Annotated in this window: 18 protein-coding genes; 7 read left to right on the top strand and 11 right to left on the bottom strand. The window is 31.0% G+C overall.

Annotated elements, in window-relative coordinates; all coding sequences use genetic code 11:
* Window positions 1–21 precede the first annotated feature (21 nt).
* Genes LACAL_RS02190 through LACAL_RS14940 form a run of 4 tightly spaced genes read left to right on the top strand, consistent with a single transcriptional unit; the run spans window position 22 to window position 4,846 of the window.
* Window positions 22–1,323 carry a polysaccharide deacetylase family protein gene (locus tag LACAL_RS02190; protein WP_013869063.1) on the top strand — a complete coding sequence of 434 codons (1,302 nt, stop codon included), beginning with the start codon at window positions 22–24 and terminating at the stop codon, window positions 1,321–1,323.
* Window positions 1,313–1,999, top strand: coding sequence for a YjjG family noncanonical pyrimidine nucleotidase (locus LACAL_RS02185; RefSeq protein WP_013869062.1), 687 nt, complete (start codon window positions 1,313–1,315; stop codon window positions 1,997–1,999). Before LACAL_RS02190 ends, LACAL_RS02185 begins: the two co-directional genes overlap by 11 nt.
* The gene (locus LACAL_RS14945) at window positions 1,996–2,817 is read left to right on the top strand and encodes a hypothetical protein (RefSeq protein WP_013869061.1); all 822 of its coding nucleotides are present in this window, start codon (window positions 1,996–1,998) and stop codon (window positions 2,815–2,817) included. The genes LACAL_RS02185 and LACAL_RS14945 overlap by 4 nt, the downstream gene beginning before the upstream one ends.
* A gap of 52 nt (window positions 2,818–2,869) precedes the next feature.
* Complete coding sequence (locus LACAL_RS14940; protein WP_013869060.1) at window positions 2,870–4,846, top strand: M43 family zinc metalloprotease; 1,977 nt, start codon at window positions 2,870–2,872, stop codon at window positions 4,844–4,846.
* 50 nt (window positions 4,847–4,896) lie between these two features.
* On the opposite strand, the gene LACAL_RS02170 is transcribed toward LACAL_RS14940, so the two are convergent.
* Window positions 4,897–6,174 (bottom strand): replication-associated recombination protein A, encoded by a 1,278-nt coding sequence (locus LACAL_RS02170; RefSeq protein WP_013869059.1) that lies wholly within the window; start codon window positions 6,172–6,174, stop codon window positions 4,897–4,899.
* A 111-nt stretch (window positions 6,175–6,285) separates the two neighbouring features.
* Here LACAL_RS02170 and LACAL_RS02165 point away from each other — a divergent pair, with 111 nt between their 5' ends.
* Window positions 6,286–7,050, top strand: a complete 765-nt coding sequence (locus tag LACAL_RS02165) for a rhomboid family intramembrane serine protease (protein ID WP_013869058.1) — start codon at window positions 6,286–6,288, stop codon at window positions 7,048–7,050.
* Here LACAL_RS02165 and rlmB read toward each other — a convergent pair.
* From rlmB to LACAL_RS02115, 10 genes are all read right to left on the bottom strand, one after another.
* Window positions 7,045–7,779 (bottom strand): 23S rRNA (guanosine(2251)-2'-O)-methyltransferase RlmB, encoded by a 735-nt coding sequence (rlmB, locus tag LACAL_RS02160; RefSeq protein WP_013869057.1) that lies wholly within the window; start codon window positions 7,777–7,779, stop codon window positions 7,045–7,047. The two genes, LACAL_RS02165 and rlmB, sit on opposite strands and share 6 nt — an antisense overlap.
* A gap of 88 nt (window positions 7,780–7,867) precedes the next feature.
* Window positions 7,868–8,674 carry a hypothetical protein gene (locus tag LACAL_RS02155; RefSeq protein WP_013869056.1) on the bottom strand — a complete coding sequence of 269 codons (807 nt, stop codon included), beginning with the start codon at window positions 8,672–8,674 and terminating at the stop codon, window positions 7,868–7,870.
* A gap of 11 nt (window positions 8,675–8,685) precedes the next feature.
* A complete protein-coding gene (locus LACAL_RS02150) occupies window positions 8,686–9,504 on the bottom strand; it encodes a hypothetical protein (RefSeq protein WP_013869055.1) in 819 nt (272 codons plus the stop codon).
* Window positions 9,505–9,530: 26 nt separating this feature from the next.
* Entirely contained in the window at window positions 9,531–11,033 is a 1,503-nt protein-coding gene (locus tag LACAL_RS02145) for a RagB/SusD family nutrient uptake outer membrane protein (RefSeq protein WP_013869054.1), read from the bottom strand.
* An 18-nt stretch (window positions 11,034–11,051) separates the two neighbouring features.
* Window positions 11,052–14,060, bottom strand: a complete 3,009-nt coding sequence (locus LACAL_RS02140) for a SusC/RagA family TonB-linked outer membrane protein (RefSeq protein WP_013869053.1) — start codon at window positions 14,058–14,060, stop codon at window positions 11,052–11,054.
* 237 nt (window positions 14,061–14,297) lie between these two features.
* Entirely contained in the window at window positions 14,298–15,323 is a 1,026-nt protein-coding gene (locus LACAL_RS02135; RefSeq protein WP_148256118.1) for a hypothetical protein, read from the bottom strand.
* Between the two features lie 8 nt (window positions 15,324–15,331).
* Window positions 15,332–16,204: a hypothetical protein gene (locus LACAL_RS02130; protein ID WP_013869051.1), complete on the bottom strand. Its 873-nt coding sequence runs from the start codon at window positions 16,202–16,204 to the stop codon at window positions 15,332–15,334.
* A 15-nt stretch (window positions 16,205–16,219) separates the two neighbouring features.
* Window positions 16,220–17,743: a SusD/RagB family nutrient-binding outer membrane lipoprotein gene (locus LACAL_RS02125; protein ID WP_013869050.1), complete on the bottom strand. Its 1,524-nt coding sequence runs from the start codon at window positions 17,741–17,743 to the stop codon at window positions 16,220–16,222.
* 3 nt (window positions 17,744–17,746) lie between these two features.
* Window positions 17,747–20,857, bottom strand: coding sequence for a SusC/RagA family TonB-linked outer membrane protein (locus tag LACAL_RS02120; protein WP_013869049.1), 3,111 nt, complete (start codon window positions 20,855–20,857; stop codon window positions 17,747–17,749).
* A 110-nt stretch (window positions 20,858–20,967) separates the two neighbouring features.
* The gene (locus tag LACAL_RS02115; RefSeq protein ID WP_013869048.1) at window positions 20,968–22,662 is read right to left on the bottom strand and encodes a POTRA domain-containing protein; all 1,695 of its coding nucleotides are present in this window, start codon (window positions 22,660–22,662) and stop codon (window positions 20,968–20,970) included.
* 179 nt (window positions 22,663–22,841) lie between these two features.
* Here LACAL_RS02115 and rpsL point away from each other — a divergent pair, with 179 nt between their 5' ends.
* Both rpsL and rpsG read left to right on the top strand, forming a co-directional pair.
* Window positions 22,842–23,216: a 30S ribosomal protein S12 gene (gene rpsL, locus LACAL_RS02110; protein WP_013869047.1), complete on the top strand. Its 375-nt coding sequence runs from the start codon at window positions 22,842–22,844 to the stop codon at window positions 23,214–23,216.
* Window positions 23,217–23,239: 23 nt separating this feature from the next.
* Complete coding sequence (gene rpsG, locus LACAL_RS02105) at window positions 23,240–23,716, top strand: 30S ribosomal protein S7 (protein WP_013869046.1); 477 nt, start codon at window positions 23,240–23,242, stop codon at window positions 23,714–23,716.
* Window positions 23,717–23,722 lie beyond the last annotated feature (6 nt).

Here is a 23,722-nt window from a genome sequence, read left to right as displayed (position 1 = left end):
GTTTGTATTTTGCAACAATATATGTTACTTGTTTACACACATAAAATCACACCAAGACTACGTTATACATTTAAACAAATTTGTACGAGAATTATTGGTGTGCCTGTAGATTTTACAACTAAAGTAGAAGATTTTATTGCGCATGATAGTTTAAAAATATCTTATACAAGACAACCGCTTAGTAACGAGTTATTTATTAGGTCTCAAGAACTTTTGTTTGAACAAGGTATAAATGATCTAGATATAAATGTAACAGATTGGGAAGATACCAAATGCTTTTTTGCAAATGGAGAACAAAGTGCATTACCGTTTGATATTTTTGCAGCTACTTTTTACTTATTAAGTCGTTATGAAGAATACTTACCACATGTAAAAGATGATTTTGGACGATTTACAGCTGCCGAAAGTATAGCCTATAAAAATAAATTTTTAAAACAACCGGTAGTAGATATTTGGGCATATAAATTTAAAAGATTATTAGTGTCTCACTATCCAGACTTTAATTTTAATGAACGTAAATACAGCGTAAAACCTATAATAGATGTACCAAGCGCCTATTTATTTAAATATAAAGGGTTAATGCGAACAGTAGGTGGTACTTTTAAAGACTTATTTAGTTTAAAACTAAAACAGTTATACGTTAGATACTCGGTAATATTCGGGCTCAAAAAAGATCCATACGATACATTTAAATACATAATAAACAGACAGAAAAACCGAAAATTTAAGTTTATATTTTTCTTTTTAGTAGGAGATTTATCTACTTACGATAAGAATATAAATTTTCAAAAACAACCCTTTATATCTTTAATAAAACGAGTGAGTGACTATTGCGATATAGGGTTAAAAACATCATACTTTGCTTTAGAGAATAATAAAATCTTAAAAACAGAAAAGCATAGAATGGAAAGTATAATTAATACCTCTTTATTAGCTTCAAGACATTCGTTTTCCAAATTAAATTTACCAGAATCTTACAGAAACCTAGTAGAGTTAGAAATATTAGAAGACTATACAATGGGTTATATAAACGAAATAGGATTTAGAGCAGGAACCTGTACACCATTTTTTTTCTACGATTTAGATTACGAAATACAAACACCATTAAAAATTAATAGTTATCATGTATTAGATCATGCGCTATTAAAACACCAATCACTACTAGATAAAAAAATGATGTTACAACAAATTACTGCCGAAGTAAAAAAGGTTAACGGTACTTTTGTACCAGTTTTTCATAATTATACTTTTAGTAAAATAAGCACCTGGAAACATTATAAAGAACTTTTTAATACTATATTAAATATCGATAATGAAAAATAAAATAACAGATATTTTTTTTGATTTAGATCACACACTTTGGGATTTTGATAAAAATTCTGCACTAACATTTGCCTTAATATTTAAAAAAAATAATTTAAGTGTAGATTTAGATGATTTTTTAAAATATTATTTACCAATTAATTTAAATTATTGGAAATTATACACGCAGGAAAAAGTCGATAAAAACAAATTAAGATACGGAAGGTTGAAAGATACATTTGATGCATTACAAGTTAAAGTGGAAGACAGTGTGATAGAATCACTTTCTAACGATTACATTTTGTATCTTACTACCTATAATTATATTTTTGATGGTACAATAGAAATTTTAGACTATTTAAAAACAAAATATAAATTGCACATTATAACTAATGGTTTTGAAGAAGTGCAGCAACATAAATTAAATAAGTCTAAAATATCACATTACTTTGAAACTGTAACAAACTCTGAAATGGTTGGAGTAAAAAAACCAAACAGAAAAATATTTGACTATGCTTTAAAGCAAGCAAAAGTTAGAGTTGAAAATGGAATTATGATAGGAGATAATTATGATGCAGATATTTTAGGAGCTTTAAATATAGGCTTAGATGCTATATGTTTTAATTATCATAAAGAAGCTTTAGATAGTAGTATAAAGCACGTTAATCACTTATTAGAATTAAAAAACTTTTTATGAAAATAAATAGAATTATGTTAAAAAAAATAATTGTAATACTAGTAGTTTGTTTTACAGCACAAAGTTTTGCTCAAAATAAACTAAATAATTACAAGTACATTTTGGTCCCATTACAATATGAATTTTTTGAAGAAGCAGATAAATATCAATTAAATTCACTAACAGAGTTTCTCTTCAATAAATATAAGTTTACAGCATTTTTAGAAGATAAAGAATTACCTGAAGATTTATTAGAAAATAGATGCTTGGCATTAATGGTAAATACTGTTGAAAATAAAACTATGTTTAAAACAAAACTAAAAGTACAACTAATTAATTGTAACGGACAAGTAGTTTATACCACTCAAGAAGGAGAGTCTAGAAGAAAAGAGTATAAATCATCTTATAGTGAAGCTCTACGTAATGCTCTTAGCGAATTAAATAAAATTAATTATAGATATAATGAAACAAATACTTTAACTGAGTTAAGTGTACAGGAGAATAGCAAAAAAGAAAAAGAAATAGAAAAACTAAAAAAAGAAATAAAAGATTTAAAAAAAGATAAATCTATAATTCAAGACAATATTTCAGAACATGTAAATGAAGATCTTAGTCCAAAACCCGCAATCAATACTTTATATGCTCAATCAATTAATAATGGGTTTCAATTAGTAGATAGCACACCTAATTTAGTATATACTATTTACTATTCAGGAAAAGAAGATATCTATATAGTAAAAAACCATGATGCTATAATTTATAAATTAGAAGGAAATTGGGTATTAGCTGAATTTATTAATAATAAAACACAAGTAAAAGTTATTAATATTAAGTTTTAAATCAAAAAATAATTCTAATATCATTTTTTACTATATTTGAAAAAAAGATGTAATGAAAAAAAAACTACTAAGCATAGTATTATTAGGTTTCGCCTTAAATATTAGTTTTTCTCAAGAGATAACTAATAACCTTAGTGATGCTAACAAAGAATCAATTGAATATGATGGTGTAATTAGATGTTATACTACAGAGATGGAAGAGCAATTAAATATAAAATTTCCCGATCGTGGTACTAAAGAAGATTTTGAAAATTGGATTGGAAAAGAAATTCAAAAAAAGAAACAAGCATCAAAAGACAATAAACAATCTAAAGTTGTTAGAACAATACCTGTAGTATTCCATATTTTAAGTGATGGAATAGGTGTAGATAATGTTAGTCAAGCTTTAGTAAATGCTCAAATAGATCAGTTAAATCTTGATTTTGCAAATTTATCAGGAAGTTCAATTGCTGTTGCTTCAGATACAGAAATTCAATTTTGTGCAGCAAGACAAAGTCCAATAGGTCAAAATTTAGCTGAATATGGTATAAATAGAATTTCAGATTATGGAGATGGTCCTTTTGGTAGGACGGAATTTCAAAATTCTATTAAACCAGTAACACAATGGGATCCAGAAAAATATTTAAATATATGGGTTGGGCCTTTATCAGGATCATTACTTGGTTATGCACAATTTCCAGAAGCACCAACTTTAAATGGGATTGGTACTGGAAATGGAGGAGCAACAACAGATGGAGTTGTAATAACTTCATTTACTGTTGGATCTAAAGCAAATCCAAACCCAGCAAGCGGAACTTATGGGTCAGGATTAACTTTAACTCATGAGATTGGACACTACTTAGGGTTAAGGCATACTTGGGGAGATGGACCTTGTGGAACAGATGATTTTTGTGCAGATACTCCAGAATCCGAAAGTTCAAATTTTGGTTGTCCTGCAGCAGGAGTATTTTCTTGTGGGTCTCCGGATATGATAGAGAATTACATGGACTATACATCTGATTCTTGCAAAGATACATTTACAGCAGATCAGTCTAGTAGAATGAATACAGTTTTAGACTCTTCTCCAAGAAGAATGTCTTTAGTCGTTAATTCAGATGTATGTAATTTAGCACCAGTTTATAATCTAGATGCAGGTTTAGAGTTAGTAGATGTTAATGTGATAGAATGTACTACAACTGTAGAACCAATATTGAGGTTGACAAATTTAGGAACATCTACTTTAAGTCAGGCTACTATTGAATATAGTATTGATTTTTCATCTGTTGAAACTATAAATTGGACTGGAAATTTATTAACTAATGAATCTGAAATAATACTAATTCCTCAAGAAGTATTATCAGGAGGTTTTCATTCAATAAATGTAGAAGTACAATCTCCAAATATGGGAATTGATGAAGAGACAGGAAATGATAATGAATTTAAAATTTTTAATATAGATTCATATGATGAAGAGACAATCGAGTTTACTTTAAAACCAGATGGTTTTGGAAGTCAAATTACTTGGGAATTTAAAGATGAGGATGATAATATATTATACTCTGGAGGTCCATATACAGATAATAATGCAGCAATAATAACAGAAACATTTGATGTAACTAACAGTGGCTGTTATTCATTTACTATTTTTGATAGTAATTCTGATGGTATATGCTGTGATTTTGGAAATGGATATTATACTTTGGAAACATCAGGAGGAACAACAATAAAAGAAGGTGCTAGTTATGGTGCTCAAGAAAAAACAAGTATTTTATTAGAGAATACATTATCTACTAAAGATTTCTTTTTAAATAATTCACTTAGTCTTTACCCTAATCCTACTGAAAATGAGCTTAATATATCAGTTTCAGATTCAAGCAATTTACCAGATTCATTTATTATTTATAATGTACTTGGCCAAAACTTATTAAAAAGAGATATAAACAATGATTTTGATTTACGTATAAATACAAGCGCGTTTAGTACTGGTGTTCATTTTATAAAAATTTACAAAGACGATGCTGTAAAAGTATTATCTTTTATAAAAAAATAATAGAGCGTCTATAAATAAAAAAAGCCTAGATTTTAAAATCTAGGCTTTTTTTAATAACCATATTTTTCTTTCCATCGTGCCTTTAAAAAATCACGTTGAGCTTGCTCTCTACTGTTTTTACCAGGATTATATAATGTAGTATTACTTATTTCTTTTGGTAAAAACTCTTGAGCAATAAAGTTATTTTCATAATTGTGAGAATATTTATAATCTTCACCATAACCAATCTCTTTCATTAGTTTTGTTGGTGCATTTCTAATAGCTAATGGTATAGATAAATCTCCTGTTTGCTTAACCAGTTGTTGAGCATTACCAATAGCCATATACGCTGCATTACTTTTAGGAGAACATGCTAAATAAGTGGCACATTGACTTAATATTATACGAGATTCTGGATAGCCAATAGTAGAAACTGCTTGAAAAGTTGTATTAGCCATAACTAAGGCTGTTGGATTTGCATTACCAATATCTTCACTAGCTAAAATAAGCATTCTACGAGCAATAAATTTTACATCTTCACCACCTTCAACCATTCTTGCTAAATAATAAACAGCAGCATTGGGATCACTTCCTCTTATAGATTTTATAAAAGCCGAAACTATATCATAATGCTGTTCTCCAGTTTTATCATACCTAACAGTATTATTTTGAACCTTGTCTAGAACATCTTTATTTGTAATAGTTATATTATCACTGTTTTGAGCATTAATAACTAATTCAAAAATATTAAGTAACTTTCTGGCATCACCGCCAGAAATTCTAATTAAAGCCTCAGTTTCTTTAATGTTTATTTTTTTGTTGACTAAATACTCATCTTTTTCTATAGCACGCTGTAAAAGCAACTCTAAATCTTTTTTTTCAAATGCATTTAGTATATATACCTGACATCGTGACAATAATGCCGGTATTACTTCAAAGCTTGGATTTTCAGTAGTAGCACCAATTAAAGTTACCCAACCTTTTTCTACTGCTTGCAAAAGTGAATCCTGTTGAGATTTGCTAAATCTATGTATTTCGTCTATAAAAAGAATAGGGTTTTTAGTAGTAAATAGTCCACCGCTTTGTTTTGCTTTTTCTATTACTTCTCTAACATCTTTTACTCCAGAGCTAATTGCACTTAAAGTATAAAAAGGTCGCTTAGATTCATTAGCAATAATATTGGCTAATGTAGTTTTACCAATTCCTGGTGGTCCCCAAAGTATTATAGAAGGAATAAGACCTTGCTGTATTTGTTTTGTAAGTGCACCTTGTTTACCTACTAATTGCGATTGACTAACGTAATCTTCAAGTGTTTTGGGTCTTAATCTTTCAGCTAAAGGTGTATTCATATTATAAAATTAATTAAATTTATTTCAAACTACAGTTGAAAAATTTTTATTTTTTTTACTGACATTCTTTCTAATATAACTATTTGGAAAGTTATTTGTTATACTTATAAAATGAAAGACACATCAGATTCGTTCAAATTTTCAATAGATGTTATACTTTATCCTGTATTATTTGTTTTACTAATATGGTTAGTATTTGCTATAGAAATCAGGTTTGGGTATAGGTTTAATAAGTTTGGTATTTTCCCACTAAAATTAAGTGGTTTAAAAGGTATAATTTTTAGCCCGTTTATACATTCGGGTATTTCGCATTTATACTCAAATACCATTCCTTTATTTATTTTGTCATCAGCACTTTTTTATTTTTATAGGCCAATAGCTTTTAAAATTATATTTTATGGTATTTTATTGTCTGGTTTTATAACTTGGTTAATTGGGAGGCCATCCTATCATATTGGTGCCAGTGGTTTAATATATGTGCTTTTTAGTTTTAATTTTTTTAAGGGTATTTTTGCAAAACACTATAGACTTATAGCTCTATCTCTTGTTGTTATTTTTATATATGGTAGCATGTTTATGTATGCTTTTCCTATAGATGAGAAAATTTCATGGGAAGGACATACAGCTGGTTTATTAACAGGGTTTCTATTTGCTTTATTGTTTAGAAAACATATAGCTAAACCTAAAAAATATGTTTGGGAAGAACCTTCGTATAATGAGGAGGATGATGAATTTTTACGTCATTTTGACGAAAATGGAAACTTTATTGAAAATTTAGAGGAAGATACAATAGATGAACACTCTATTAATAACAATGATGAATCTAATGCTCCACAAGAAGTGAACTATATTTATAAAAGTAAAACCGATTTATAATCTTTGCCTTATAGCTTCATATAAAAAAGCACCACAAGCAACAGATACATTTAAAGATTCTATATCTCCTAATAACGGTAGTTTTGCTCTTGCATCTGCTAATTTTAGTACAGATGGATTTATACCTCGACCTTCACTACCCATTACAATTGCACATGGTTGTTTAAAAGAAACATCAAAAACAGTATCATTAGTTTTTTCTGTTGCGGCTATAACCTTTACTCCTGAAGCTTGTAAATGAAACATTGCATCTTTTATATGGTCAACTTTGCAAATAGGAACCTTAAATACAGCACCAGCACTAGTTTTAATAGTATCTCCATTAACAGGAGCTCCTCCTTTTTTTTGTATTACTATACCATGTACACCTGTACATTCTGCAGTTCTAATAATAGCACCAAAATTTCTTACATCACTTAATTGGTCAAGTAATAAAAATAGGGGAGTAACACCACTAGCAATAGTATTATCTACTAGTGTTTCAAAATCATGAAAAGCTATAGGTGATATTTGCGCAACAGCGCCTTGGTGATTTCCTTTAGTTAACCTATTAAGTTTCTCTACTGGAACATAAGATGAATTTATGCTGTTTTTTTTAATAAGCTGCACTAGTTCATTAAATAATTCGCCTTTGAGTTCTTTTTGTAAAAAAACTTTATCAATAGATTTATTTGAACTTATTGCTTCAATTATTGCTCTAAGTCCAAATACTTGTGTGTTATTTTCCATGTGTCAAAGTTATAAAAATAATGGTATAAAAAAAGAGTCTGAATAATACTATTATTCAGACTCTAAAAATATAATATATTTTACTATACTAGTTTCCTGTAAGCACTACATCTACAGTAAAAGTACCTGTAAATAAAGCTTGACCAAGATTTAAAGTAAAGGTATCTGTACATGGATCATAACTTCCTGTTCCTCCTGAGTAAGGAGCTTCGGCAGTTACAGTTACCGTGTTGTCACTATTTAATACAACAGTAGATTCGTAAGGAAAAGATCCTTGAGGAACTCCTCCACCTGTTAAATTAAAAACAAAATCAGGTCCCCAAGTGGTATCTAATGTCCATGTGTTGTCTTCTCCATCTACAGGTGTAAATGTAGATGTGTATGGTCCAAAAGTACCAGGTGCAATATCTAAATCATTTGAATAAGCATCTCCAGTGTATGAAGCTGAAACTGCAAAATTACATACAGTTAAGTCATAAGTGATTTGCTTACTGCCATCAGATAAACCAATTTGATAATCAGTATTAGATGTCGATAATAACGTAAATCTTAATGTATAATTTTCACCTGTAGCTATAGGTGTAAAATTAATAGTACCATCTTGATCAGTAGCTTCTAATATAGTAGTAAAAGTCCCTAATTGATCACTAGGAACATTTCCAGATACAGCATCAATTGAATATGTTATTGTTTGTCCTTGAGCATTAGTTCCGTATGGTAAAGAAAACGGAATTGCTACATTAGCATCTGTTGAAAAAGCATTAGACGCACTAGCATCAAACTGAATCCATCCAGAATCTGAATTTCCTCCGTTTAAGCCATTCTCATTACTGTCACATCCTACTAAAAATAAGCTTAGTAATAATGACGTTAAAATTAAATTTATTTTCTTCATAATTAATTAGTTTATTGTTTAGTAAATAAATAAGTCGTTTGTGCAGGAGACGAACAATCACTTTCTGTATCATCTGTAAATGTTAACTCAAATGAAGTATCATCTGAAATATCATAAGTTCCTGGAGTTGCTGCAGCAGAAAACCATCCAGCACCACTATTACAAACACAGTTAGAATCTTGAGTAGGCACAAATATCTCATTACATACTAAAGTAAAAGTAAAAGAATTTGTTGTTGAACAATAATTTGGATAATTAAATGTATCAAATGTTCTGTTTAAACCATCTGCAGTTAATTCTACAACTGTACCATCAGATAAACTAGGACCGTCAACAAAAGGAGTTGTTTGAGTAATTAAATAAGAACCTGTGAATAAAGTTTCTTCAACAGGACAAATTTGAAATACACTTACAACATGTTGAGCTTCATCAACAATACCTCCGCTTACAGATTCTAAATTTAAAACAATAGTTTCTGCAGCTATTTCTACACTGTTATCTACACCTTCAATAGTTAGAGTTCCAAAGTATTCGTTTGCTGGAATTGTAACATTATAATTAGATATTGTATAATTTTCTGTGTTAGCTGTTGATGCTTCTTCATCTAAAGAAACAACGACAGTTCTTTCTGAAGATGATACTGTTGTTACACCAATTTGTACATCTAATGTACCAGTTCCGTCAACAACAACTTGTAAGCTAGATGCTGAGTTTCCAAAGAACGCCAATGTTTGACCATTTACATTATCGAAAACTTCATTTTCATTTTCTTCACATGAAGTGAAACTAATTGCAATAACTGCAATCATTAATGTTAATATTTTTTTCATAATTTTAATTTTTTACAATTTTTTTATTAGTATCCTGGATTTTGAGATAATGCTGGATTAACATCAATTTCATCTAAAGGAATAGGCATAGTAAATCTAGTATCTGTATTTGGCATTGTACATGCAGTTGCATTAGCTGTAGCACAGTCTAAAGGCTCACGATCTAAAGTTCTGTTTCCTTTTGCACCTAATCTTTTAATATCTACCCAACGGTGACCTTCATAGGCTAACTCTAATCTTCTTTCATCTAAAATTGCTCCGAAAGCTTCAGTTTGAGATGTGTAAGAAGGAGTAGGTTGTGTAGAACCTAAACGTGCTTCTCTTAATTGCTTAATTAATTGTGCTACTGTACCAAAATCATTATTGTCAGCAGCTGCTTCAGCAGCAATAAATAACATCTCAGCAGATCTAAATACTTTTAAATCATTCATTAAGTTAACAGTTTCAGAGCCAGGATATTTTCTAACTACTAAAACATCACCTTCTTTGTAATTTGCTTCATTTTGATAATCTGGTGAAATAATAGAAGTAGGATCGATATATCTTTCTTTTCTAATATCAGCATCATCAAAAGAGTTAAATAATTCTCTATCCATTTCCATGAAAGGTGTACCGTCTATTGTACTATTACCAAATGCGAATAAACTACCTGCAGTTCCTCCTCCAGCTGTTGCTTGCGCTTCATAATTATCGTTTTGAGTACGTTCTAATTTAAAGATAATTTCTGCATTAGAAGTATCTTCCCAAATATTGAAAAAATCTGCTTGAGAAGCAATTGGATAATCTGCTAATAATTGATTAGCTAATGGACCAGCAGTAGCATAATCACCTCTATAAGCAGCCATTCTAGCTCTTAATGCTTTAACAAAATCTTTGTTAATTAATGTTGGATTAGAGTTAGAGTCTGATAATAATGAGTTAGCTAATGTTAAATCATTTTCTATTAGAGTAAACACTTCTCCATTAGTATTTCTTGGTAATTGTTCTCCAACTGCAGGAACATAATCTAAAGCAATTGCACCTAAAGCAGAATCATCTGTATAATCTGTAGTGTAATATGTTTGTAACTGGAAATGAGCATAAGCTCTTAAAGCATAAGCTTGACCAACAAAATCATTATAATTTTCTACTTCATTATCTACATCAGGATCTGGTGTAATTGTGTTGGCTGCTGAAATTAAGTTATTTACGTTAGCAAGTGCTAAGTAATACTTTTGCCATATAATTAAAGATGCTGGACGATCTCCATTACTGGCTGGAGTTAAAATAAGTGAATATTCTGCTCTATTTTGACCTCCATTTACTAATCCAGGTGTCCATTCATCTGTATAATTAGCGTTAAATCTAATTTCGTCTGTTATATCAAAGCTATTGTAAGCTCCATATAGTCCAGCTTCTACATCATCCACACTTTGAAAAGCATTTTCAGCTAATAGTAAACCTGGCTGTTCTATGTCTATTGCGTCATTACATGATGAGATTGCAAATGCCATCAATAAAATCGCAACTATATTATTTATTTTTTTCATTTTATTTTTATTTTTTAATTAAAGTCCTAATTCTAATCCAACAGAAACAATTCTTGGTGTTGGGTAGTTGTTTTGTGTTGAACCAAAACCTTCAGCATCATTACCTCTCCATCCAGTAAATGTTACCATGTTTTCTGCATTTGCAAACAAACGTAACTTACTAATTTTAAGAGATTCTAAAGTCTCTCTAGAGAAGTTATAACCAAAACTAACAAATCTTAACCTTAAATAATCTGCGCTTTGTATGAATCTATCACTATCAACATCTAAATTAGATGCATTTAATGATGGAATATCTGTAACTCTATTATCTGGAGTCCAAGCTCTTAAAATATCTCTAGATGATCTGAAATTACCTATACTAGTTGGGTCAATAAAACCAGAATAATCAAAATCATATCTATCTGCACCTACAACATAGTTAAACTGAGTAGATAAGTAAAAACCTTTATAATCTAACTCAAAACCAAAACTACCTTGAAAATCTGCATATCTATTCTTGTCTGTAAATACACGGTCATCATTAGCATCTGGATTTTCTGTAAGATTACCATCTTTATCTAAGAATAATAAGTTACCATTTGCAGGGTTAACTCCAGCATATCTAATTGTATAGTACTGTCCAATTTTACCACCTTCTTCAATTGTAGAATCTTGTGCTCCATAACGTTCAGATTTATTGTAGTTTCCTACAAAATTAACTGTAGCGTTTAATCCTTCTGGATTTTTAAGTAAGTCGTAATTTAATTGTAAATCAACCCCTTTGTTAATTAACTCACCAGAGTTAACAAATAATCCTGTAGTTCCAGTATATGAAGCTGTTGGTTGGAATTGAAAAACATCTGTTGCTTTTCTATGGTATACATCTAAAGAACCTCTAAATCTTCTGTTTATTACTTCCCAATCTAAACCGATGTTAGTCTGAGCAGTAGTTTCCCATTTTAAATCAGGGTTTGCTATTTGTGCTTGAGTAATAGAGTTTATGTTAGCATAACCATTACCTGAAGCATATAAGTTTAAGCCTAATGAATTAGCACTAAAATCTGCAAATTGACCATTTACAGCGTTAATATCTTGGTTACCAGTTGTACCATAAGATGCACGTAACTTTAATAATGAAAATCCTGAATTTTCCATAAATGATTCTTGATCTATATTCCAACGACCAGAAACAGCGTAGAATGTTCCCCATCTGTTAGTATCGCTAAATCTATAAGATGCATCACGTCTAAAAGTAACACCTAAACCATATTTTTTGTTATAATCATAATCTGCGTTTGCAAAGTAAGAAAATAAACCAGCGTTGTTATATGCTGCGTTTGCTGTATCTACATAAAAATCATTGTTTCCATTATCTGGTACAAATCCACTTCCATCTCCTGCGTAGTATGTTTTAGGATCTAAACCTAATTGTCTAAAACCAAAAGCTCTTAAATGAGATTTATAGTATTCCATATATATACCAGCATCTAATGTATGTTTTTCAGCAAAAGTTTTACTGTATGTAAGAGAGTTTACAACATCAATACTAATAGTTCTAGTCATTTGTTGATCAACTGTACCAGGTAAAGTTTCTCCTACACCTGCAAAAAACACAGAGTTAAAAGAATTAGGTCCTTCAGCAGCTAATCTTTGTTCTTCTGTAAAATCAGCACCAATTCTTGTTCCTATAGTAAGGTTTGGAGTTAATTTATAGTTAGCACTAACGCTTCCTAAAATTTTAATTTCATTTTCAGAACGCTCATAAGTAGCTAATCTATCTAATAATAATAATGGCGTTAACACAAATGATGGTGGTAATGATCCACCTTCACCAACAACATACTCATCTGGAGAGATGTAAGGTAATGATTGATATGCACCAAGAATATAGTTACGGTTAACAGCGCCTGAACCGATGTTATTTGGCTCTTCGTTTTTAGAGAAGTTTAAAGATAAAGAAGTACTATAGTTAAATTTATCATTTTTAGATTTACCATTGGTATTATTTCTTATGTTAAATCTCTTTAAAGAACTTTGTACAAGAACACCTTTTTGATCAAAATATCCAAAAGAAGTAAAAGAATTTACATTTTCTCCACCAGCTGTTATGCTTAATGTATGATTTTGAGTTAATGCTTCTCTAAAGAAAACATCTTCCCACTCTGTATCAGCATAGTTTGCAATTGCAGCAATTTCCGCATCAGATAAACCAACACCTCTACCAGTACCGAAATTTCTTTCTAACTGTAATTGCTCCGTTGAGTTCATTAAGTCATAGTCATTACCCTGTAAGTTTGCTACACTTGTTATACCAGTATAGTTAACTTCAAAGTTAGAGTTATATTTACCTCTTTTAGTTGTAATAATAATTACACCATTGGCACCTCTGTTACCGTAAATGGCAGTTGCACCTGCATCTTTAAGTACAGATACCGAAGCAATTTCTGAAGGATTTAAACTTCTAAAGTTATCTTCGTCAATTGGAATACCATCCATAATAAATAAAGGTTCTGTTTTACCAGTAATAGAACCAACACCTCTTAGGTTGATTTCACTGTCTCCACCTGGCTGACCTGAGTTAGTTGTGATATTTAAACCAGCTGCTTGCCCTTGTAAAGTTTGTACTAAAGAAGCGTTAGGTCTAGTATCGATAGTTTCTGCAGATACGGTTTGGATTGCAGTAGTAGTAGTAGGTTTAGTTCGCTTAATATCATAAGCACCTTCGATTACAACTTCTTCAATAGCTTGAGCATCAATCTCCATTCCAAAACTGATAGCGCTAGCAGATCCTACTGTTTTCGTAACAGTTTTGTAACCAACAAATGTGTAAGTTAATACAGAGCCAGTACTTGTAGAAATGGAATAATTACCATCAAAATCTGTTTGAGTACCATTACTTGTACCTTTAACTACAATATTTACTCCAGGTAACGGCAATCCGGTTTCATCGGAAATTGTTCCTGAAATTGTTTTTTCTTGTGCGAACGATAGTTGCACAACAAACGCTAGTAATAGCGTTAAAATTCCACTAAACTTTGTTTTCATTTTATATTTTATTTGAATTAGTCTGTGCCAAAAATCATAATAAAAAGTTAATTAACCAACTTTTTTGTCATAAATATTTCAATTGTTATACAATATATGCACGTTTACAGCTCATTTTATTTTAATATTTGAATTTTACACTTGTTAAGGAATTATTAATTTAATTTAAACTTTATATTAAATAAAAAAAAGCTAGAGTTTTAACTCTAGCTTCTTAGTTATCAATTTTGTAGTTTCTTATTTAAATTGTTTTTTTTGTGTTTTAGTTATTCTATAATTAGAATTTCTTCCTTGTGCTATTTGTGTATTATTACTGTCTGTTACTGTGTATGTCGTTCCGGTTTTTGTAACAGTAAAAGTTGTTATGGCAGAAGAGTTTCCATCTGAAAGTCCACCATCTGCTAAAGGAAATACGCTAGAAATATCTACTTCTTGATAAAATATTCCTGGTTTTGTAAAGATAATTGTTGTTGGAACATTAGTAACCGTAGAGGATGTATTCCCATTACTAGTCCAGAAACTTGCATCAATTTCATAGGTTCCGTCAGGATCAGTGTCTAAAATTGTTAACTCTTCAGGGCATTCAGAATAACTAAAGTCTGTAAAAGCTCCGTTGTAGTATAATTCTAAATCTAAATCTAATGCTGTGTCTCCATCACATGGATTAATACCGTTGTCTAGGTAATCTCCCGACCAATCTAAACGGGTAATTAAACTATTGCTAACAAAGTTTTCTATATTTATTGAAACAACTTCATCAATTGTTGCTTCTAATAAATTAGTAGAAGTAAATTTTAAATTAACAATCTTAGTATCGTTAGGAATAAAATCTTGTAGTGTTTCAATATTTATTTGTAAGCTAGTTTGACCAGCAGGGAAATTAGCTATGTAGCCAGTTCCTCCAGTGTATCCATATTGAAAGTAACCAGATTCAAACCAAGTGTTATATGGTACAAATACGTCTTCTAACGTAACTAAATCATATAGTCCATTTCCAGAGTCTGGAGCTCCAGATGGTAAGGTTACTACTAATGGGTTTCCTTGGTCATCAAGTACATCTATTCTTATGTTAATTGGGTTTGCTACAGCGTAGTCAACTTCTAAATCAAATGTTGCTGTTTCTCCTTCTGTTACTGTTACTGTTTTATTTAATACAGTTATTGCTGGTTTTCCTCTACGTTCAATTGAATCATCATTTTCACAGGCATAATTAAAAGCTGCTACGAACAAGAGTATTATTATATATTTTATATTTTTCATCATGTTGTTTTTTAAAGCTTAATATATTCTACATCGTAAGTATCATCCGATCCTACAACTACAGTCATAGATAAATTTCCTGTAGCATCATCAACTGTTCCAGAACCACTAACTGGATTGCCTCCAAAAGTAGCACCTAATGGTTGCGATTCTATTGTAATTACACCACAATTTTCTGTAAATACAAAACCATTTCTTGTAGCATTATTTGGTGGTCCTGTTAAATCAATTCCACCTGGTTGAGCACTAAATCTACCCGTAGATTCTGTTAAGTATGTAGCTTCATTAGTTTGTGTAATTGTTTCGTTAAAAAAGTTGTAGACTTGACCGTTTGATTGCCTTGTTACTACAATATCAAAACTTCCGCCTGCATCAGAAAAACAAACGCCTCCTAAATTTATTGTTACAGTTTCAAACTGTTCTTGAAAACCTTCAACTCCATTTTGACCAATTACTCCAATATTTGTATTTGTTAATTTTAAAATAATAGTCTTTGGGTTTAAGACATCAATATTATCTGTGTAAACATTAATGTCAATGGTTCCAAAATCTCTATTTGCATCTATTGTTGCTGAAGAATTACTTGTTATAAAATCATAATCTGAGCCAGCTACAGCTGTGCTTGACGGGTCGACTTCAAAAGTAACTGTAATTTCAGGTGTTGATGAAAAATTTGCTCCTGTTAAAAGGTCTACAGGTTGTTTGAAAATTTGTGTGCTTCCATCTGTTAAAAAGGCAGTTGTTGATGTTGCGTTTCTAAATCCAACAACATATGGTGTGTTTGTAAAATCGCCCTCTAATTGTTGTACGTCATCATCAACTAAACAAGAGTTTAGTAAAAACGCACTAATAAGGCTTAGGCATAATATTTTAAATGTTTTCATTTTTTTGTTTTTTTATTAGTTGACGTCCCAAAAAATATTTTCGTTAAATGCTGTATCTACGGTTTGGTTGTATGGGTTAACATTTGCTGAATTTCCTGAATATTCTGAGGTTGGATAAAGTAGACGTAAAGGTCTATTTGGTCTATTTGCAGTATCTGGTAATGGCATATTGCTTGGAAAACCGGTTCTTGTATATTCAATCCAAGTTTCAGCACCATTCGTACCGCCTAAGTCTATCCATTTTTGTGTTATAATAGCTTCTAATTTATTTGTGCTGCCATCCCAGCCAATACGGTTGACCATATTAATATCGCTTAAATAGGTCCCTAAATTAGCGCCTAGTCTTGCAAATGATGACTCAATTGCGCTTTCAAAGAGGCTTTTAGCATTTCCAGATGTTAGAAGTCCTTTAAATACGGCTTCAGACTGAAGAAATAAAGATTCTGATGCTGTCATTATATATCCGTCTTGATCTGGAGACATTAATAGACCAGGACCAATTCTAGAAGGTTGCTCTTCTCCGCCTTGAGTGTTTCCTTGAATTGCTGGTTGACTTCCTCTAGTAGCATATAGTCTTTCTAGTCGTGAATCTGTAACTCCAGTAGTTGTACCGTTTAAAAACTCTACTAAAAAAGTTGTTGGACCTGTTCTTAAATTTGAAAACGTTTGACTTCCAGAATTACCAAACTCATTAGGGTCATAACCAAAGGTTTCTGCAAAAGGATTCATTCTATTGCTTTGGTCTGTATAACCTGGATTAATGCTTATATTATCTCCAGCACCCAAAAATTCTGCATTGGTTTGATTTAGCAATGCAAACTCATTGTTTACAAAGGTTTGCATATCTGGATTGGTTTGTGCATAATCATTAACCCTTAAAAGCATTCTTAATTTTAATGAGTTAGCAAACTTTATCCATTGAGTCATATTGCCACCTAACATAACATCATTGGTGCCCATTGAAATAACAGTGTCTTCATTTGTATTGTTAATTTGCTCTATAGCATTATTAACTTGAGTAATAAGGCCCATGTAAACCTCTTCTTGGCTGTCGTAAGAAGGGAACAGGTTGTCACCACGTTGATGGATTTCAGAAAATGGAATATCTCCATAAAGATCTACTAGATACTGAAAATAAAACGCTCTATAAATTTTAGATGCGCCTTTAAAATAATCGTAATTGCCAGGATTTTCACTATTTATTATTTGCGTTAAGTTTCCTGTTCTAGCCATTAAATTATCCCAAACACCACTATAAAAATCTGTTGAAAGTTGATATTGAAATTCTTCAAAATAAGGTGATTGAACTTGTTGTGCATTTCCAGACCAAGTTGCAATCATGGTATTTCCTAGCTCGTTCATTGTTGTCATTAATGTTGCTGCAGGAACCGTTTGTGCTCCTGGAAGTATAACTTCAGGAGGAAGCTCGTCTATTACAACTCCATTTGGGTCTTCATTAACTAATACATCGTCACATGAGAATGCAAAAATGACTATTGCTAATGAAAGTAACTTGGTTATTATATTTATCTTTTTCATTTTTTAAAAGTTAAGTTTTACATTCATTGAATAAAATCGTGTTGGAGGAGTCTGTGCGTATCCACCTATACCAGAACCAATTTCAGGATCGTTATAACCTCTATTCTCTTTAGGTAGAACAGTTAGTAGGTTTCTACCACTCAGGCCTATAGCTAAACCATTTATAAATGTGTTATCTAAAAATTTGCTTGGTAAAGTGTAACTTAGTGCTACCTCTCTAAGTTTAAATGCTGTAGCGTCTAAGATAAAGTTTTCGTCTACACCGATGAAAGCATCACTTTGTACGAAAGATTGGTATTGTGCATACTCGCTTGGTCCTCCATATGATGGTCCTGTTAAAACGTTTGTGTTAGTTACACCAGAACCTTCTACTGTTGAGTTAGGGAAAACAAAGTGACCTCTTCCATTTTCTGCAGTAATAAAACTACGGCCTTGACCTGTAAGATTATTGTAGATGTTTGAATAGAATACGTGACCTGTTCTAAAATCTGCAACAGCACTAAGCTTGAAGCCTTTGTATGTAAATTCTGTTCCGAAATTTAAAATATAATCTGGAGTTGTTTTGCCTAAAACTTTTAATCCTGATGCTACTTGTGGTTGTCCATTAGCATTTAGTATAACTCGACCTTGCTCGTCTCTTTCATATGCGCTACCTCTAATTAGAGGGAATTCTTCGCCTTGTACAGCGTATATGCCTGGAGAACCAGATCCTAAAATATCAGAATCTTCTGTGATTTTATTTGCTATAGTTTTTTGTGATGCATAACCAAAGTTAACATTCCATCTAAAATCATCTGTTTTAATTGGTACTAAACCTAAATCAACTTCGTAGGCGTTAGTTTCTGTTTCACCAACATTAACTCCTGCGCTAAATACACTTGTTGCACTAGATACAGAAGCACTAAGAATTTGATTTTCATTAGTGTAAAAAGAATAACTACCATCTAAAGTGATTCTAGGAATACCTCCTTTTTTTAAGAACTCTAAATTTATATTTGCTTCGTAGGTGTTAATAAACTCTGGTTCAATATTACTATCAAATGTAGATGAAGGTATTAAAAATGAATTTACACCACTTGGGTAAGGAAATGCTGATGGTCTAAAACCTGTATCATATAAATCGTGAGCATCTAAAGCAGAAATGTTTGCTACTTTTACATAACCACCAGAAATTTTTAATTTATTTAAAGCTTTACTTTTTAATTCAGGAAATGCTTTTGTAGCTATAAATGCTGTACCGGCAGACCAGTAAAAGAAGCCAATGTCACCAATTTCTCTTCCTGGAGATTGTAATCTACTATCCCATTCTTGACGACCTGTTAAGTTTAAAAATAAATAATCTTTATAACCTAAATCTACATTTGCAAATATTGCTTGTTGTCTTTGTTTTGTAGTAAAATCTGTATCAACTGTACCTCCAGATATGTTTTCAACAGTATAAAGACCTGGTAAAGTTAATTGTCTTCCAAATGCAGTTTGAGATGAAAACTCATAATCTGTAGCATTAAAACCAATTAAAGATTTTAATTCTATATCTTCAGTTAATTGATAATTAAAATTTGTAATTAAATCTGTATATAGTCTTCTGTCTCTAGAACTTGTAACTCTTAAAGATGATTGAATGTCTCTACCGTCTCCAGTAACTGTGTAAGGTGAAGTATAATCATTATTATACCTGATACCTTTTGAGCTATTAGTAACAATATTGGTTCTAATTAATGTGCTAATGTTATCATTAAACTTGTAAGATAATTCTCCAGAAAGATCAGATCTAAAGTTTTCTGTATTTGATCTTTGATTTTGTGCTACCCAATATGGGCTGTTTCCAAAGGCAGTCCAGTGATCACTATTGCTGCCAGAACTAAACTGTGTAACATCTATATCACTTGGTACTTGAGAGAGTTGGCTATATGCACCTCCAAATAATGTAGTGCCATCACTATCAAAAATTGCAGACGTTACTTCTGTATCTTCATTTGTAAATCTAGCATTTCCAGAAATAGACCATTTTCCAAATGTTTTTCCTGCGCTTAAAGCAAAAAAGTCTTTTTTAAATTCATCTTCTGGAATTAAACCTTCAGTTTTTCTTTTATTAGCAGATAAAGAAAAGAAACCTTCGCTATCTCCTCCAGAAAGTGATAATGTGTTTTGTAATGTTACACCTGTGTTAAAAAAGTCTTTAATATTGTCTTCTTTAAATTCATATGTGTTGTATCTAAAATCTGTAATTGTAGGATAAGGCAATCCTGTTGGTTGTATAGAGCCATCGTATTCTGGTCCCCAAGAACCTTGGTCGAAAGCATCTATTTCTCCCCAATAGCCTTTACCATATCGATCTTGTAATTGCGGTAAAAAAGCGACTTCTTCTAAAGTTACTGTAGAAGATAGGCTAATATTTAACTTTCCTTTTTCTTTAGATCCTTTTTTTGTTGTAACCACAACAACACCATTACCACCTCGAGAACCGTAAAGAGCTGCACCATTTGGGCCTTTTAAAATGTTTATAGATTCTATAATTTCAGGATCTAAATCAGATAATATACCAGCGGTTGAAATCACATTATCGATTACAACTAATGCAGAGTTGTCTCCAGAAAGAGATCTGGTACCACGAAGTAGTATTTGTGTATCAGGATTAACACCTGTATTAACAGTGTTTATTTGTAATCCTGAAACTTTACCAGCTAAAGCTTGTACTGCATCTGGGTTATTTGCAGCTACAATTTCATCAGATTTTAAGTTTTCATAAGCAGTGGTAATTTCATCTGGTTTTCTTTTAATACCAACTGCAGTGACAATAACTTCTTCTAATGCTGCTACGTCTGGCTCCATAGAGAAACTAACTGTGTTATTGTTTGTAATTGTAACTTCTTTTGAGAGATAACCAATGAATGTAAATTCTAATACATCACCATTACTAGCATCAATATTATAATTACCATCAAAATCTGTTTGTGTACCATTGCTTGTTCCTTTTAAAACAATATTTACACCAGGCATTGGTAATCCGGTTTCATCTGTAATTGTTCCGGAAATTGTTTTTTCTTGAGCAAACGAAAATTGCACAATAAACGCTAGAAATAGCGTTAAAATTCCATTAAACTTTGTTTTCATGTTTATTTTGTTTGAATTAGTCTAATGATAAATTTCTTAATAAATAAGGACAAAACCTATAGTTTAATAGTTAAATTTTAATACTTTATTATGATTTGTTCTTAAAAAAACTAAAATACTGAGGTTAAGCTTAGGTGTATTTTAGAGTTGTTTAGCTTGAATTTTTGATTGTCGCTTTTACCGTTTGCGTAATTAAATTTTAATAATCCTGCTTTAGTTAAAATGCCAAAGCCTAAACCGAAACTATATAAGTTTTGCTTTATGCTATTGACTTCGTTATTCAAATTTGCGAAATCTATTATTGTATGAGTGTAGATATTGCGGCTAAGTTGATATCTGTATTCTGTATTTAAAACGCCGTATTTTGTTGCTAATAAGCTGTTTTCTTGAAAACCTCGAATTGAATTTATACCGCCAAATCTAAATAGTTCATTTTCTAAATAATTTTTAGATATTAATAAAGCTCCTTCTAATCTAATAAACAAGCTATTTTTGTTGTTTAAGTTTAATATATGATGTGTTTCGCCTATAATTCTGTTTTGTGTTTCATTAGTTTCTAGATAATTTCTAGATCCGGTTCCTATTTCTATATTAGCTAAAGTTTTAAGTTGGTATCTGTTGTTGAAGTTTTTTCTATCTTCATAATTATATATAGCCGTATAAAAATTAGAAGAGTAATCGTTAAATTGAGTTATGTTAGTGCTTTCTAAAAGATTGTTAGACTCCACGGTATCTAGGCCTAAAAAAAATCTTGTTTTAGAATTTATCTGGTAAAAAAACTTTATTTTTTGATTAACGGTGTTAAAGCTACTATCTTGTTTAAATATATTTAATTCTAACTCAGTACCAATTGGGGATCCAAGTATATATGGTAGGTTAATGTTTGCATTAAACGTTTTTTGTTCTAGTTCGTCTGCTTTATACAGAAATTTTAAAGATTCTCCATAGTTAAAATTATTGTTAAGTTGTAAATCTAAATACCCGTTAAACTCTAACTTGTTTGTATTTTCATTCGTGCTAAAACCTAAATAGCCATCAAAAGTATTGCTGTTTGCTTTTTCAATATATAGATAAAGTTGTGTGGAGTCTTTAGTAAATAAAACTTCTGGTGGTTTTATTTGGTTAGCAAAACGTAAATTATTTAATGAATTTACTTTGTTTTTAATATCGTCTATATTAAAAGTCTTGGACGGTTTAATTTTTAAAAATCTTTTTAAATAAGACTTAGGAAATTTTTCATAGCCCTTAACAATTATTTTGTCTAAACCTCTTTTAGGCTCTCCATTATTAATTATTAATCTTGCAGAAATTATATTTTCATTATTAATTTTTATATCAGATAATCTTAACCTATTAAATGGAAAACCTTGGTTTGCGATTTCTTTATTTAAAAAGGATAAGGTATTTTCGACTTCTTCAAAAGGAATAACAAAAAAAGAATCAAAAATATTATCTGTAATTCGTTTGATTGATTGAGATGTTATCTGGTTTTTTTCAAAATAAATATGAATGACCTTGTACTTATTTCCTAAATGTATTTTTGAAAGATGAGTGCTGTCATTTAATTTGGTTAAAGCAAAGATGTTATTTTCTATATAGCCAGATTTTGCTACTCTATTTTGTAGAGAATCTATTTCCTTTAATATACTATTAAAATCTATATGAGTTTTATTGTAATTTAAATCTTTAATTACTTCGGTCTCTTTATCGTTAGATCCGATAATTTCTAAATTTAAATTTTGAGCAATTAATTCTGAAGAGAATATTAAAAGACTAATTATTAAAATAGGTATATATTTGTGCACGAATTTTTGTTCTATATAGAGATGTAAATCTAACGCAAAAACTTTCCATTTAATATAGACTGTAAGATAAATTTAAAAAACTATTGAAAATTAATCTTTTACGGTTTGAATTTCAAAAATTAATTTCTACCTTTGCAGCCCTCTTAGAAGAGGTCAATTAAATTTATATATAAATATATATGCCAACAATTTCACAATTAGTAAGAAAAGGAAGAGCCAAAATAACCAAGAAGAGTAAATCGGCTGCTTTAGATTCTTGTCCGCAAAGACGTGGTGTGTGTACTCGTGTGTATACAACGACACCTAAAAAACCAAACTCAGCAATGCGTAAGGTAGCAAGGGTTCGTTTAACAAATGGTAACGAAGTAAACGCATACATTGGTGGAGAAGGTCACAATCTACAAGAGCACTCGATAGTATTGGTTAGAGGTGGAAGGGTAAAAGATTTACCAGGAGTTAGATACCACATTGTACGTGGAGCATTAGATACCGCAGGTGTTGATGGTCGTACGCAACGTAGATCTAAGTATGGTGCTAAACGCCCTAAAAAGTAATTTTAAAACTTTAAGAAGAAGACATGAGAAAAAGAGCAGCGAAAAAAAGACCGCTTTTACCAGATCCACGTTTTAACGATCAGTTAGTAACTCGTTTTGTTAACATGATGATGTGGGATGGAAAAAAGTCAGTAGCTTTTAAAGTATTTTACGATGCAATTGATATCGTAGAGTCTAAGAAAACAGACGAAGAAAAAACAGCATTAGAAGTATGGAAAGATGCTTTATCTAACGTTATGCCTCACGTAGAAGTACGTAGTCGTAGAGTTGGTGGAGCGACATTTCAAATTCCTAACCCAATACGTGCAGACCGTAAGGTTTCTACAGCTATGAAGTGGCTAATTAGCTTTTCTAGAAAGAGAAACGAAAAATCTATGGCTCAGCGTTTAGCAGCAGAAGTTTTAGCGGCAGCTAAAGAAGAAGGTGCAGCGGTTAAGAAAAGAGTAGATACTCATAAAATGGCTGAAGCAAATAAAGCATTCTCTCACTTTAGATTTTAAGAAAAA

This window comes from Lacinutrix sp. 5H-3-7-4 (assembly GCF_000211855.2).
Taxonomy (GTDB): Bacteria; Bacteroidota; Bacteroidia; order Flavobacteriales; family Flavobacteriaceae; genus Lacinutrix.
The sequence above is the reverse complement of the archived record's forward strand: the minus strand, read 5'-3'. Positions and strand labels throughout refer to the sequence as shown.

Bases quoted from the DNA above. Each gene is read 5' to 3' on its own strand.
- rlmB (WP_013869057.1), bottom strand. From the start codon at position 7,779: ATGGAAAATAACACACAAGTATTTGGACTTAGAGCAATAATTGAAGCA.
- LACAL_RS02165 (WP_013869058.1), top strand. From the start codon at position 6,286: ATGAAAGACACATCAGATTCGTTCAAATTTTCAATAGATGTTATACTT.
- LACAL_RS14945 (WP_013869061.1), top strand. From the start codon at position 1,996: ATGAAAATAAATAGAATTATGTTAAAAAAAATAATTGTAATACTAGTA.
- rpsL (WP_013869047.1), top strand. From the start codon at position 22,842: ATGCCAACAATTTCACAATTAGTAAGAAAAGGAAGAGCCAAAATAACC.
- LACAL_RS02155 (WP_013869056.1), bottom strand. From the start codon at position 8,674: ATGAAGAAAATAAATTTAATTTTAACGTCATTATTACTAAGCTTATTT.
- LACAL_RS02130 (WP_013869051.1), bottom strand. From the start codon at position 16,204: ATGAAAACATTTAAAATATTATGCCTAAGCCTTATTAGTGCGTTTTTA.
- LACAL_RS02185 (WP_013869062.1), top strand. From the start codon at position 1,313: ATGAAAAATAAAATAACAGATATTTTTTTTGATTTAGATCACACACTT.
- LACAL_RS02190 (WP_013869063.1), top strand. From the start codon at position 22: ATGTTACTTGTTTACACACATAAAATCACACCAAGACTACGTTATACA.
- LACAL_RS02170 (WP_013869059.1), bottom strand. From the start codon at position 6,174: ATGAATACACCTTTAGCTGAAAGATTAAGACCCAAAACACTTGAAGAT.
- LACAL_RS14940 (WP_013869060.1), top strand. From the start codon at position 2,870: ATGAAAAAAAAACTACTAAGCATAGTATTATTAGGTTTCGCCTTAAAT.
- rpsG (WP_013869046.1), top strand. From the start codon at position 23,240: ATGAGAAAAAGAGCAGCGAAAAAAAGACCGCTTTTACCAGATCCACGT.
- LACAL_RS02125 (WP_013869050.1), bottom strand. From the start codon at position 17,743: ATGAAAAAGATAAATATAATAACCAAGTTACTTTCATTAGCAATAGTC.
- LACAL_RS02150 (WP_013869055.1), bottom strand. From the start codon at position 9,504: ATGAAAAAAATATTAACATTAATGATTGCAGTTATTGCAATTAGTTTC.
- LACAL_RS02140 (WP_013869053.1), bottom strand. From the start codon at position 14,060: ATGAAAACAAAGTTTAGTGGAATTTTAACGCTATTACTAGCGTTTGTT.
- LACAL_RS02145 (WP_013869054.1), bottom strand. From the start codon at position 11,033: ATGAAAAAAATAAATAATATAGTTGCGATTTTATTGATGGCATTTGCA.
- LACAL_RS02120 (WP_013869049.1), bottom strand. From the start codon at position 20,857: ATGAAAACAAAGTTTAATGGAATTTTAACGCTATTTCTAGCGTTTATT.
- LACAL_RS02135 (WP_148256118.1), bottom strand. From the start codon at position 15,323: ATGATGAAAAATATAAAATATATAATAATACTCTTGTTCGTAGCAGCT.